Origin of the sequence: Sedimentimonas flavescens (assembly GCF_025154035.1) — a bacterium.
Taxonomy (GTDB): domain Bacteria; phylum Pseudomonadota; class Alphaproteobacteria; order Rhodobacterales; family Rhodobacteraceae; genus Rhodobacter; species Rhodobacter flavescens.
In genome coordinates this window covers 602,454-614,378 of record NZ_JAOALJ010000002.1, presented here as the reverse complement: position 1 = coordinate 614,378, position 11,925 = coordinate 602,454, and the positions used below count along the sequence as shown (strand labels likewise).

General features: G+C 66.5%; 12 protein-coding genes. 8 read left to right on the top strand and 4 right to left on the bottom strand.

What is annotated here, in order from left to right:
* Positions 1 to 37: 37 nt before the first annotated feature.
* On the bottom strand, positions 38 to 583 hold the full coding sequence (locus tag N3C64_RS06360; protein WP_260012979.1) for a TlpA disulfide reductase family protein: 546 nt from the start codon (positions 581 to 583) through the stop codon (positions 38 to 40).
* Positions 580 to 1,200 (bottom strand): SCO family protein, encoded by a 621-nt coding sequence (locus tag N3C64_RS06355; RefSeq protein WP_218628944.1) that lies wholly within the window; start codon positions 1,198 to 1,200, stop codon positions 580 to 582. The genes N3C64_RS06360 and N3C64_RS06355 overlap by 4 nt, the downstream gene beginning before the upstream one ends.
* A gap of 120 nt (positions 1,201 to 1,320) precedes the next feature.
* Here N3C64_RS06355 and N3C64_RS06350 point away from each other — a divergent pair, with 120 nt between their 5' ends.
* The 6 genes from N3C64_RS06350 (at position 1,321) to N3C64_RS06325 (ending at position 8,912) form a co-directional block, all read left to right on the top strand.
* On the top strand, positions 1,321 to 2,190 hold the full coding sequence (locus N3C64_RS06350; RefSeq protein ID WP_260012977.1) for a bile acid:sodium symporter family protein: 870 nt from the start codon (positions 1,321 to 1,323) through the stop codon (positions 2,188 to 2,190).
* Between the two features lie 174 nt (positions 2,191 to 2,364).
* Entirely contained in the window at positions 2,365 to 3,312 is a 948-nt protein-coding gene (locus N3C64_RS06345; RefSeq protein ID WP_218628942.1) for a TAXI family TRAP transporter solute-binding subunit, read from the top strand.
* A 65-nt stretch (positions 3,313 to 3,377) separates the two neighbouring features.
* Positions 3,378 to 5,465 carry a TRAP transporter permease gene (locus N3C64_RS06340; protein ID WP_260012976.1) on the top strand — a complete coding sequence of 696 codons (2,088 nt, stop codon included), beginning with the start codon at positions 3,378 to 3,380 and terminating at the stop codon, positions 5,463 to 5,465.
* Positions 5,462 to 5,824 carry a DUF1850 domain-containing protein gene (locus N3C64_RS06335; RefSeq protein WP_260012974.1) on the top strand — a complete coding sequence of 121 codons (363 nt, stop codon included), beginning with the start codon at positions 5,462 to 5,464 and terminating at the stop codon, positions 5,822 to 5,824. Before N3C64_RS06340 ends, N3C64_RS06335 begins: the two co-directional genes overlap by 4 nt.
* The gene (locus N3C64_RS06330) at positions 5,821 to 7,611 is read left to right on the top strand and encodes a sensor histidine kinase (RefSeq protein WP_260012964.1); all 1,791 of its coding nucleotides are present in this window, start codon (positions 5,821 to 5,823) and stop codon (positions 7,609 to 7,611) included. Before N3C64_RS06335 ends, N3C64_RS06330 begins: the two co-directional genes overlap by 4 nt.
* Positions 7,608 to 8,912 (top strand): sigma-54-dependent transcriptional regulator, encoded by a 1,305-nt coding sequence (locus N3C64_RS06325; RefSeq protein WP_260012957.1) that lies wholly within the window; start codon positions 7,608 to 7,610, stop codon positions 8,910 to 8,912. The genes N3C64_RS06330 and N3C64_RS06325 overlap by 4 nt, the downstream gene beginning before the upstream one ends.
* On the opposite strand, the gene N3C64_RS06320 is transcribed toward N3C64_RS06325, so the two are convergent.
* A complete protein-coding gene (locus N3C64_RS06320; protein ID WP_260012954.1) occupies positions 8,909 to 10,243 on the bottom strand; it encodes a histidine kinase dimerization/phospho-acceptor domain-containing protein in 1,335 nt (444 codons plus the stop codon). The genes N3C64_RS06325 and N3C64_RS06320 overlap by 4 nt on opposite strands.
* Positions 10,240 to 10,899 (bottom strand): response regulator, encoded by a 660-nt coding sequence (locus N3C64_RS06315; RefSeq protein ID WP_260012952.1) that lies wholly within the window; start codon positions 10,897 to 10,899, stop codon positions 10,240 to 10,242. The genes N3C64_RS06320 and N3C64_RS06315 overlap by 4 nt, the downstream gene beginning before the upstream one ends.
* A 147-nt stretch (positions 10,900 to 11,046) precedes the next feature.
* On the opposite strand from N3C64_RS06315, the gene N3C64_RS06310 reads away from it, so the two are divergent.
* Positions 11,047 to 11,358 (top strand): PepSY domain-containing protein, encoded by a 312-nt coding sequence (locus N3C64_RS06310; RefSeq protein WP_260012951.1) that lies wholly within the window; start codon positions 11,047 to 11,049, stop codon positions 11,356 to 11,358.
* 149 nt (positions 11,359 to 11,507) lie between these two features.
* Positions 11,508 to 11,891: a hypothetical protein gene (locus tag N3C64_RS06305; RefSeq protein WP_260012950.1), complete on the top strand. Its 384-nt coding sequence runs from the start codon at positions 11,508 to 11,510 to the stop codon at positions 11,889 to 11,891.
* Positions 11,892 to 11,925 lie beyond the last annotated feature (34 nt).

Sequence of the window (11,925 nt, the reverse complement as noted above, 5' to 3'; positions counted from 1 at the left end):
CCGCCCCTTGGGGCGGCGCTTTTCGTTTCGGGGGCGTTCAGGCCAAGCCCATCAACCACTCGATCGTGGTCGGGTCGTCCCACCGCGCCTCGCCTTCGACATATTCGATCATCCGGCCGGTGCGATCAATGATCGCCGTTGTGGGCAGGTTCTCAAGGCCCAGGACTGCCTTGAGATTGTCGCCATCGCCCATCAGCACCGGCAGGTTGGTGATATCCGTTTCCCGGTAGAACCGCCGCACCGCACTCGCGCCTCGCCAATCGAAGGCCAGCGGAAGCACGACGCCGCGCGCCGGGTCGAGCGTCGCGGCCAGCCGCGCAAGCGAGGGCATCTCGCGCCGGCAGGGCACGCACCACGGCCCCCAGAGGTTCAGCACCATGATCTTGCCTGCGAAGTCGGCCAGCGCCAGCGCGGCGCCTTCGCCGTCCTTCATGATCAGCCCCGAGGCATCGCGCGGCGGTGTGGCGGCGCGCGCCAATGTCGCCGCAGGCGCGGGAAGGGCCTCCTCGGCGCGCAGGATGCCGGGCAGCGCCAGTGTGGCACCCAGACCCGCCAGAACACCGCGCCGCGTCGTTCGCATCATTTCACCGGGACCTCGGCCATGATCGTGCGCATGTCGCTGGCCATATCCTCGGCGCTGGTGCCGTGGGGGTAGCGTTTGATCAGCATCCCGACCGGATCGAGGAAGGCGATCGAGGCGGTGTGGTCGATCGAGTAGCGGTCGGGCTGCGCGGGATCGGGAATGTGCTTTTCGTAGCGCGCGTTGAAGGTCTTGACCATGTGGTCGGTATAGGCCTTCGGGCCGCGCAGCCCCTCGATCCGCTTGTCGAAGAAGGCGAGGTATTCGCGCATGAGCTTTGCCGTGTCGCGCTCGGGGTCGACGGTAACGAAAATCGGCGTGACCTGCGCGGCGTCCTCACCCAGAAGATCGAGCGCATCCGCCATGGTTGACAGCGAGGTCGGGCAGACATCGGGGCACCCGGTGTAGCCAAAGTAGATCAGCAGGTATTTGCCCGCGAACTCCTCATTCGTCATGACGTTGCCGTAGAGGTCTTCCATCATGTAGCGGCGCGGCATGTCCTGCATCATGCCGGCATCGGCCTCGGGTTCCAGATCGGCATGCCCGTCCTGGGCAAAGCCGGCCCGGGCAAGAAGCGGCAAGAGCGCGGTGGAAGCGATGAGCAAGCGACGGGTGATCATGGGCCATGTCCTCTTGGTAATGGGCGGACAGTAGCCCCCGACGCTGCGCGCGACCTTGACTTTGATCAGGGACGCGCGGCGCGGCGCAGGGCATCCAGAGCAAAAGAACGGGAGTTTCCAATGACGGCGATCCTTGCGGCCTTCCTGCCGGTGGCGATGATGATCCTGATGTTCTCGCTGGGGCTGCGCCTTGCACTGCGCGACATCACCGGCGCGCTGCGCGGCTCGCCCGCCTATGGCGCGGGGCTGGCGTTGCAGGTGCTGGGGCTGCCGTTGCTGGCCTTCGCCATCGGCAGTCTCTTTGGCCTGTCGCCGATGCTGATGGCGGGGCTGATGCTGGTCGCCGCCTCGCCGGGCGGGGTGACATCGAACTACGCCACGCATCTGGCGCGGGGAAAGGTGGGCCTGTCGGTTGCGATGACCCTGAGCACGAGCCTTCTTGCGCCGATCACCCTGCCGCTGGTGCTGGTGGCGGCGGGCGTGACCGCGCCGCAACCCGCGGGCCTGCTGAAAATCTCGCTAGGCATGTCGGCGGTGGCCATCGTGCCGATGCTGCTGGGGATGGCGCTGGCGCATTTCGCGCCGCGTATGGTTGCAAAGATGGTGCGCGTCGTGGATCCGCTGGCCAAGCTGCTGTTCGTTCTGATGGTGCTGGCGACCTTCGCGCAGAACTGGGGCGCCATGCAGCGTGCTTTTGCCGAGACGGGCATGGCCGTGGTGACATTGGCCGTGATCGCGCCCCTGCTGGCCTTCGTCGCCGGGCGCGGACTGCGCCTTGAGGCCGCGGCGACCCGCACGATCATGACCGAGGTTTCGCTGCAAAATGTCGCCATCACGATTTTCGTCGCGGGTGCGTTGCTCAAATCGCCCGAACTGTCGATCCCGGGCCTGATCTATGCGGTGGTGATGAACCTTGTCGTTCTGGTCCTGATCGGGCTGGCCAGCCTCGCCCCACGCGGCGCGGAAGGCGCCCGGCTCAGAGTCCGCTAAGGCTCTGCAAGACAAGCGAAATTTCCGTGCGTGGCGGAAACCGGCCAGAGCCGGGGCGGGAAGCTGCCACGAATCTGGCCCCGCGCGCTGGAAAGAGGTTTGATCGCAGGCGCTTTGCCCTCACCCTGTCGCACAGCCCCGCAGGAGGCGGGGAATATGCATGGGGAGGACATGATGTTCCACAATTTGAAGCTCGGCGCGGTTGTCGCCGGGGCGATCGCGGTTTCGGCGCCGGTCGCACAGGCCAGCGAATTCATCAACATTCTGACCGGCGGCACCTCGGGGGTCTATTACCCGCTCGGCGTGGCGCTGTCGGATGTCTATGCCAAGGGCATCGAGGGCGCGCGCACCCAGGTACAATCGACCAAGGCCTCGGTCGAGAACCTGAACCTGCTGCAGCAGGGCAAGGGCGAGCTGGCCTTCGCACTGGGCGACTCGGTCAAATACGCCTGGGAAGGCAATGCCGATGCGGGCTTCAAGGAGCCGCTGAGCAAGCTGCGCGCCATTGCCGCGATCTACCCCAACGTGATCCAGATCGCCGCGCTTTCGGAAACCGGCGCCGCCACGGTCGCGGATCTCAAGGGCAAGAGCCTCTCGGTTGGCGCCGCCAAGTCGGGGACCGAGCTGAACGCCCGCGCGATCTTTGGCGCCTCGGGGATGAGCTATGAAGATCTGGGCAAGCTCGAATACCTTCCCTTCGCGGAATCGGTCGAACTGATGAAGAACCGCCAGCTGGACGCGACGCTGCAATCTTCGGGTCTGGGCAACGCGGCGCTGAAGGATCTGGCGACCTCGCAGCCGATCACCTTCCTCTCGGTCCCGGCAGAAGTGGCCGAGAGCCTCGGCGCCCCCTATATCGCCAGCGCCATCCCGGCGGGCACCTATGAGGGTCAGACCGCCGACGTGCCGACGGTTGCCGTCGTGAACTTCCTCGTCACGCATGAGGATGTCTCGGACGAGGTCGCCTACCAGATGACCAAGCTGATGTTCGAGAACCTCGACACCCTCAAGGCCGCGCATAGCGCCGCCGGCGGCATCAGCCTGGAAGGCGCGATCAAGGGCTCGCCCATCCCGCTGCACCCGGGCGCCGAGCGCTTCTACAAAGAGCAGGGCCTGCTTTAAGCACGGCCTGAAGGGGCAAGGGGGCGGTCCGGTCAGCCGGGCCGCTACCCACGGGGGAGGACATCATGGAACAGACCAAACATCACCTGCCCGAGGATGAGCTCGGGCTGCACGATCCGCTGGCGGAAAGCTTTCCCGATACGCATGAGGGGCGCGGGCTGTTCTGGCTGGCCTTTGCCTTCTCTGTGTTTCAAATCTCGGTTGCCGCGCATGTGATCGACCTGCCTAGCCAGGTCGTGCGCGCGGTCCATGTGGGTTTCCTGCTGGCGCTTGGTCTGCCGCTCTTGGCGATTGCCAAGCATCGTGGCCCGGCGATGAAGGCGCTGTCCTATGCGTTGGCCGGGATCGGCGTGGCCGTGGCCGCCTACCAGTGGGTCGAGTTCACCGATCTGCTGATGCGCGCGGGCGATCCGCTGACGCGCGACATCGTCTTTGGCGTCGCGGCGCTGGTCACCATCTTCACCGCCGCCTGGCTGTTGATGGGCCCCGCGCTGCCGATCATCTCGGGCATCTTCCTCAGCTATGCGCTCTGGGGCGAGTATCTGCCCGCCCCGCTCGACCATCGCGGCTACGATTTCGCGCAGGTGATCGAGCACCTGACCTATGGCACCGAAGGCATCTACGGCATCCCGACCTATGTCTCGGCGACCTATATCTTCCTCTTCATCCTGTTCGGCGCCTTTCTTGAGAAAGCCGGGATGATCAAGCTGTTCACCGATGTCTCGCTTGGCCTTGTCGGTCACAAGATGGGCGGCGCGGCCAAGGTGTCGGTGCTGTCCTCGGGGCTGATGGGCACGATCTCGGGCTCGGGCGTGGCGAATGTGGTCACCACCGGGCAATTCACCATCCCGCTGATGAAAAGCTTCGGCTACCGCCCGGCCTTCGCCGGCGGGGTCGAGGCCACCGCCTCGATGGGCGGGCAGATCATGCCGCCGGTGATGGGCGCTGTGGCCTTCGTCATGGCCGAGACCCTGGGCGTGGAATATGTCGAGGTCGTCAAGGCCGCGCTGATCCCCGCGATCCTCTATTTCCTCGGTGTCTTCTGGATGGTTCACCTTGAGGCGGGCAAGCGCAACCTGCGCGGCCTCAAGCGCGAGGATCTGCCCTCGGCCATGGCTGCGCTGAAGGCGGGCTGGTATCTGATCCTGCCGCTGGCGGTGCTCGTCTACCTGCTGTTCTCCGGCTACACGCCGCTTTTCGCGGGCACCGTGGGGCTTGCGCTGACGGGGATGCTGATCCTCGGCGGTTCGGTCGCGCTTGGTATGCCCGAGGGGGTGCTGCGGGTGATCTTCTGGATCTTCCTTGGCCTGATTGCGGCGGCTTTCTTCAAGTTCGGCCTGAACATCGTGATGATCGCGCTGGCGGCGCTGGTCGCGGTCAATATCTTCTCGAAGGGCGGGCGCGAGACGTTGGCGCTGTGCCGTGACAGCCTGGCCGAGGGCGCCAAGACCGCGCTGCCGGTGGGTATCGCCTGTGCGCTGGTGGGCGTGATCATCGGCGTGATGACCCTGACCGGCGCGGCCAACACGTTTGGCCAGTATATCGTGGGCGTGGGCGAGAACAGCCTGTTCCTGTCGCTGGTGCTGACGATGATCACCTGTATCGTGCTCGGGATGGGGATCCCGACCATCCCGAACTACATCATCACCTCCTCGATCGCGGGCCCGGCGCTGCTGGCCCTTGGCGTGCCGCTGATCGTCAGCCACATGTTCGTCTTCTACTTCGGTATCCTCGCCGACCTCACGCCGCCCGTGGCGCTGGCTTGTTTTGCCGCCGCGCCGATCGCCAAGGAAAGCGGTCTGCGCATCAGCTTCGAGGCCGTCAAGGTCGCCGCCGCGGGCTTCGTCGTGCCTTTCATGGCGGTCTATACCCCGGCCCTGATGCTGCAAGATGGCGGGCCGCTGGCAGCCGCGATCGGATATGTCCCGGCGGTGGCCTATATCGTGCTCAAGGCGGTGCTGTCGCTGGCGCTCTGGGGGGCTGCGGTGATCGGCTGGCTTGGCCGTCCGCTGGCGGTCTGGGAGCGGCTGATCGCCATGGCGGGCGCCTTCTGCCTTGTCGCGGCGCTGGCCCTGACCGATGAGGTGGGCTTCGCCCTGGCCATTCTGTTCGGCGCGTTCCTCTGGGTGCGCCGGGGCCGGGTGCCGGCATGAGCGGCTGCCTGATCGCGGGGGCGATGACGATTGCCCTTGCGGCGGGCGGCGAGTTCAGCCTCGAATGGACCCATTCGGTCGAGAAGGAAAGCTGGCGCGAGCGTTGGCGGGTCGAGGATGGGCGGATGCGGCTGATAGAGGCGGCGGTCAAGGGATCGGGGGCGGGGATGGAACCCGGCCCCGATGGCGTGTTTGAAGACGGCTGGTGGGTCTGGCAACCCTCGGCGCCGCCGGTGCGCGAACTGGTGCTGGCGGCCTCGGGCAAGACGCCCACGGGCTGGCAGCTGTGCGGCGTTGATTGCGTGACGCTTGGCGCGACCGAAGCCGAGCCCCTTGTGCTGCGGCCCTGCGCGCCATGACGGCGGGTGCGGCAACCGGGGGCGGTCTGTCCCGTCTGCGCCGGGTTCCGGCCGCGCTGAGCGTGCTGACCATCTGCTGCGTCGCGGTCCTTGCGGGCGCGCTCGCCTGGCGCGCGGCCATCGCCGACATCGACGCGCGGCTGCAACAAAGCCTGATCCTCAGCCTGCGCGCGCTTGAGACCGAGATCGACCGCTTCCGCTACCTGCCCAAGGTCACGGGCGAGGATGCCCGCATCCGCGACGCCATCCTGCACCCCGAAAACCCCGCCGTGATTGACGCCGCGAACCGGTATTTGCAGCGCGTGACCGGGCTGGCCGGGGCGAGCCACCTGTATCTGATGGACGCGGCGGGGCAGACGCTCGCGGCCTCGAACTGGGACACGGGTGAAAGCTTCGTCGGCAATAACTACAGCTTCCGCCCCTATTTCCGCGAGGCGATCGAGACCGGCGCGGGTGGGTTTTACGCCATTGGCGTGACAACCGGCACGCCGGGCTATTTCCTGGCCGCGCGGATCGACCTAGCGCAGGGCAAGCAGGGGGTCGTTGTCGTGAAGGTCGTCCTCGATCCGCTGGAAGAGGCCTGGCGCGCGGCGGGGCAGGCGAATGCCGTGGCCGATGTCGATGGCATCGTGTTTCTGTCGGGCGAACCCGCCTGGCGCTATCAGCCGCTTGAGACGCTTTCGCCCGAGGCGGTCGCGCGGCTGACCTCGCAGCGTACCTATTTCGGCGCTGAGGTGCGGGTGGACGAACCGCTCCTGCATGGCGCGCAGGGCTGGATTCTTGACGGGGCAGGGGCGCGGCTGCGCACGCAAAGCGCGCCCTTCGGGCACGACTGGCGCATGATCTCGGCGGCGCCGGTCCTGCCCGCGATTTTCGCGTCGCTTGGCTGGGGGGCGGGCGCGGCGCTCTGCTGGGGACTGGGCATAGGTCTGGCCAAGATCCAGCGCCAGCGCCGTCAGCTTGTCGCGCTGCGCCTGCGCCAGTCGGAACTGCTCGAACGCAAGGTCGAGGAGCGCACCCGGATGCTCGCCCGCGAGATCGAGGCCCGTCGCCAGACCGAGGCCGAGCTGCGCGCCGCACAGGAAAGCCTGATCCATACCGAGAAGATGGCCGCTCTAGGTCGCATGTCCGCCGCAATCGTGCATGAGGTCAGCCAGCCACTGGCCGCGATGGAAGCCACGCTTGCCGCGGCCGAGCTTTCGCTGGAGCGCACCCCCGAACGCACCGGGCCGCGCATTGAAACCGCGCGCAACCTGATCCGCCGGATGCAGCGCACGATCAAGCATCTCAAATCCTTCTCGCGCAAGGAAAGCGGCACGCTCGATGAAATCGACCCCGTGCAGGTTGCCGAGAGCGCGCTGGAACTGGTGCAGCCGCGCGCCCGCGCCGTGGGCGTGGTGCCTGATCTGACGGTCGAGGGCGCGCCCATTCGGGTCAAGGCGGGGCGCGTGCGGCTTGAACAGGTGCTGCTCAACCTGCTTTTGAATGCGCTCGACGCGGTCGAGGGGCTGCCCCGGCGCGAGGTGCGGCTGAGCGTCGCCACGCATGGCGCCGAGGTGCATCTGAGCGTCGAGGACACCGGTATCGGCATCGCCCCCGAAGACCTGCCGCGCGTGACCGAGCCCTTCTTTTCGACCAAGACCAACAGCGAGGGGCTGGGCCTTGGCCTTGCCATTTCGCAGGCGATCCTGTCTGAATTCGGCGGGCGGTTCGAGGTGCACTCGGTCCCCGGTGAAGGCACGCGGATGACCGCCATACTGCCGCTGATCGAAGAGGCGCGGGCATGAGCGCATTGATCCATATCGTCGAGGACGACGCCGACCACCGCGCCGCGCTGTGCGACCTGATCGAGGCGGGCGGCTACCGGACCGAGGGTTTCGCCTCGGGCGAGGCGGCGCTGGCGGCCCCTGTGACACCTGATCTCATCATCACCGATCTGCGGATGCCGGGAATGGACGGGTTCGAGCTGCTTGAGGCGCTGAAGACCCGCCTGCCCGGGTTGCCCGCGATCCTGATCACCGGCCATGGCGATGTGCCGCACGCGGTGCGCGCCATGCGGCTTGGGGCCGAGGATTTCCTCGAAAAACCCTATGATGCCGCGCATCTTCTGGCGGTGGTGGATCGGGTGCTGCGTGCGGCGGCGACGCGCGCAGAACTGGGCCGCCTACAGACCGAACTTCAGCGCCGCGACGGGGCCGAGATTCTGGGGCAGTCCCCCGCGATCGAGGCCCTGCGCGCCCGCATCGCGGCGCTGGCGCCGCTTGATCTCGACATCATCGTCACCGGCGAGACCGGCACAGGCAAGGAGTTGGTGGCCCGCGCCTTGCATGCCGCAAGCCCGCGTGCCGCTGGCCCCTTTGTGGCGATCAACTGTGCCGCGCTGCCCGAGCAGCTTTTCGAAATCGAGATGTTCGGCCATGTCGCAGGCGCCTTCCCCGGTGCGCTCGACAAACCCGGCAAGCTTGAGAGCGCCTCGGGCGGGACGCTGGTGCTTGACGAGGTCGAGGCGATGCCGAAACCGGCGCAGGCGAAACTGCTGCGTGCGTTGCAGGAACGCCAGGTGGAGCGGTTGGGAGAGAACACCCTGCGCCCGCTTGACCTGCGCATCATCGCCCTGTCGAAATCCGACTTGAGCAAACTCTCGCTCGATGACAGCTTCCGCGCCGATCTGTTCTACCGGCTGGCCGGAGCCGAGATCGTGCTGGAGCCGCTGCGCGCGCTTGGTCAGGACATTGTGCAACTGTTTGTCCATTTCGCGGAACTCGCCGCGCGGCGCTACGGTAAGGCCCTACCCGAAGTGCCCTACTTGCTGCGCCAGCAGCTGTTGCGCCGCCCCTGGCCTGGCAATGTGCGTGAGCTGCGTGCCTCGGCCGAGCGGTTCGCCCTGGGTCTCGATCTGCCCGATGCACCCGCCGTCGCGCAGGACGCGCCGCAAAGCCTTGCTGACAAGGTCGCGGCCTATGAGGCGCGCGAGATCCGCGCGACGCTGGAACGCTGCCGCGGCAATACCGAGCGCGCGGCGCAGGTTCTGGGCATCGCCCGGCGCACGCTGAACGACAAGATCGGGCGCTACGGGATCCGCGTCTAGGCGGGCTCGACAGGCAGGGCGATCGACACTTCGAACCCCGTTGTCTGACCCGGCCGTGGCGAGCGGATCGTGAGCGGGCTGTCGATACCCTGCGCGATGGCCGCGACAATGGTCAGCCCAAGGCCAGATCCATCGGCGCGGGTGTCCCCGCGCTCGAACCGCCGCGTCAGCCGGGCCAGCGTATCGGGGTCAAGCGGCGCGCAGTCATTGGCCACGCTCAGAAGACCCGAGGCGCTCAGCGAGACCTCGACGGGCGCGTCTGCATGTCCATGACGCAGGGCGTTCTCGATCAGGTTGCGGCTCAGGATGCCAAGGATATCGGGGTCCAGATCCGACATGACCGGCTGTGCGGGCAGATCGAGGTGCAGCCGCTCGGGCGAAGCCGCGCGGCCGATATCCTGCGCGATGACCCGCACCACCGCGCGCAGATCCGAGGCATGATCAAGGCGCAGCCGCCCGCCTTCCGCGCGGGCCAGTTGCATCAGCCGTTCGGAGAATCGCGTCAGGCGCTTGAGCGTGGATTCAATCTCGCCTGCGCGTTCGCGGGCCATCGGGTCCGTGGTTTCCGCACGCAGGCGCTGCGCCTGAGCGATGGCGCCCGCAAGGGGGGTGCGCAGTTCATGCGCGGCGTTCGAGGCAAAGTTGCGCTCGGCCTCGAAGGCGCCTTCAAGCCGGGTCAGCAGGCCGTTCAGGGTTTCGACAACCGGCGCGATCTCGGTGGGCAGATCGCCACCGGCCAGCGGCGACAGATCGCGCGCACCGCGTGCCGCCAGCGCGCTGCGGAATTGATTGAGCGGCCGCAGACTGAGGCGCACGGCAAACAGCACCGCCAAGAGCGCGATCGGAATGACGATCAGCAGCGGCAGGCTGAGGCCCATCTGGATCTCGCGCGCAACCTCGGCGCGATGAGTCAGGGGCTCGGCCACCGAGATGCGCAGGCTGCCCCTCAGCGCCTCGTCATGGAAGAAGCGGTAGGTGGCATTCTGCGTGAAACCGGGGTCTTCGTATGCAGGAAAGATCGTCGGATCGGCGCCATGCGATTGCAGCAACACCCGCCCGCGTTCGTCACGCACGATATAGGTGAAATACTCGTCATGCTCACGGATCGTCGCCAGCCGCTGCGTGATGCCCTCTTCCTCGCGGTTGACGATATCGACGATGGCCAGCGGAAGCAGCCGTTGCGCGGTTTCCTGAAGGGCCGAGTCGAAGACCTCGTTCATCTCGTTGCGCAGCACGATGGTGGTCAGAGAGGCCGCCGTCAGCCACAGCGCGGTCAGCAGCAGGCCAACCGAGGTCGCAAGCCGAAGCTGAAGGCTGCGCGGCAGTTTCATGCGGCCCCCAGCCGGTAGCCAAGGCCGCGTTCGGTCTCGATCACGCCCGCGCCGAGTTTCTTGCGCAGGCGGCTGACATGGACCTCGATCGTGTTGCTCTCGATCTCGGCGCCGAAGGCGTAAAGCTTCTCCTCTAGCTGGGCTTTCGACAGAAGCTGGCCGGGCCGCGCAAGCAGTGCCTCGAAGAGGGCCCATTCCCGCGCGGTCAGCACCACGGGCTTGCCGTCGCGCCGGATGCTGCGCGCCGACAGGTCGATTTGGAGCGCGCCATGCTCGATCAGCGGGTTGGGATTGCCCGCATAGCGCCGCGAGACCGAGCCAATCCGCGCCGAAAGCTCCGCCAGATCGAAGGGTTTCACAAGGTAGTCGTCCGCCCCGGCGTTCAGCCCCTCGATCCGGTCCGAGACCTGATCGAGCGCGGTCAGGATAATCACCGGCGTCACATCGCCCCGCACACGGCGGGCCTTGAGAAAGCTGATGCCGCGCCCGTCCGGCAGCATCAGGTCGAGCAGAAGCAGGTCATAGACCGTTCCCGCCACCGCATCGCCCGCCTGATCGAGCCGCGTCACCCAATCGACCGAATGGCCATCGGCCGCGATCTGGTCGCGCACAGCGGCGCCCAGAACGGTGTCATCCTCGATCAGCAGAATGCGCATGGCAGGCGGGCTCCTTGCTTTGTCTGGCATCCTTGTGACGCGCGCGGCTGACGCCAAGCTGACATGGCGCCGCGGCTTGCTTCAGGCTCCTGTCAGCTTCATGGTGAAGAAAGGGGCCATGATACCCGCTGGCTCGGAGTGTGCCCGATGAAGAAGTCGCTGACAATTCTGGTGTTTCTTGCGCTGGCTCCGGCGCAGGTGGCCCTGGCCGATGACGATTGCTTTGCGCCCATGGCCGAGTGGCAGCCGCGCGCCGCCGTGGCCGAGATGGCCGCGCAGAACGGCTGGACCGTCGGGCGTATCAAGATCGACGACGGCTGCTATGAGATCGACGGAACCGACGCCGAAGGCCGCCCCATCGAGGTCAAGCTGCATCCAGCGACGCTTGAAGTGATCGAGTTCGAATATGAAGAGAAGCGCCGTGATCGTAACCGCCCCGACGCGGACGATGACGATTAGGCCCGCCTGCCGCGGCACCCGCAGCCCCGCCCTTGTGGCGGGGCTTTTCGTTTCCTGACGGCAAGCTGAAGCAAAAAAAACCGCGCCGTCAGGAAACGCTCAGTTCGCGGGGCCAGTTTGATCGCATCGGATCAAAAGGAGATCTCGCCATGAAAAAGACCTTCGCACTTCTTGCCGCCGGGACCGCGCTGTCGGCCCTTGTCGGTTTCCCGGCCCTTAGCGGGCTGCGTGACAATGGCTGCGCCCGCGATCTGGGCTGCGCCACCAGCCTTGACACCAAGGGCGCCGAGCGCGCCCTGCGTGTGGCAGACGATGATCGTGACGACGATGACGATGCGTTCCGCTGGCTGTGGAAGCTCCGCGCGAGTCACGACGACGATGACGACGACGATGACGATCACGACGACGATGATGATGATGACGACGACGATTACGGCCGTGGCGGTCAGAAGGCCGCGCCCGCCGGAACCGTCGCTCCGCCGCAGAACGGGCTTTTCGTGCCAGGTGCGACGCCGACGGTAAAGGTCAACTGAGCCTATCCATCTTGTCCACCCCTTGTTGAAAGGT

Bases quoted from the DNA above. Each gene is read 5' to 3' on its own strand.
- N3C64_RS06360 (WP_260012979.1), bottom strand. From the start codon at position 583: ATGATGCGAACGACGCGGCGCGGTGTTCTGGCGGGTCTGGGTGCCACA.
- N3C64_RS06355 (WP_218628944.1), bottom strand. From the start codon at position 1,200: ATGATCACCCGTCGCTTGCTCATCGCTTCCACCGCGCTCTTGCCGCTT.
- N3C64_RS06350 (WP_260012977.1), top strand. From the start codon at position 1,321: ATGACGGCGATCCTTGCGGCCTTCCTGCCGGTGGCGATGATGATCCTG.
- N3C64_RS06345 (WP_218628942.1), top strand. From the start codon at position 2,365: ATGTTCCACAATTTGAAGCTCGGCGCGGTTGTCGCCGGGGCGATCGCG.
- N3C64_RS06340 (WP_260012976.1), top strand. From the start codon at position 3,378: ATGGAACAGACCAAACATCACCTGCCCGAGGATGAGCTCGGGCTGCAC.
- N3C64_RS06335 (WP_260012974.1), top strand. From the start codon at position 5,462: ATGAGCGGCTGCCTGATCGCGGGGGCGATGACGATTGCCCTTGCGGCG.
- N3C64_RS06330 (WP_260012964.1), top strand. From the start codon at position 5,821: ATGACGGCGGGTGCGGCAACCGGGGGCGGTCTGTCCCGTCTGCGCCGG.
- N3C64_RS06325 (WP_260012957.1), top strand. From the start codon at position 7,608: ATGAGCGCATTGATCCATATCGTCGAGGACGACGCCGACCACCGCGCC.
- N3C64_RS06320 (WP_260012954.1), bottom strand. From the start codon at position 10,243: ATGAAACTGCCGCGCAGCCTTCAGCTTCGGCTTGCGACCTCGGTTGGC.
- N3C64_RS06315 (WP_260012952.1), bottom strand. From the start codon at position 10,899: ATGCGCATTCTGCTGATCGAGGATGACACCGTTCTGGGCGCCGCTGTG.
- N3C64_RS06310 (WP_260012951.1), top strand. From the start codon at position 11,047: ATGAAGAAGTCGCTGACAATTCTGGTGTTTCTTGCGCTGGCTCCGGCG.
- N3C64_RS06305 (WP_260012950.1), top strand. From the start codon at position 11,508: ATGAAAAAGACCTTCGCACTTCTTGCCGCCGGGACCGCGCTGTCGGCC.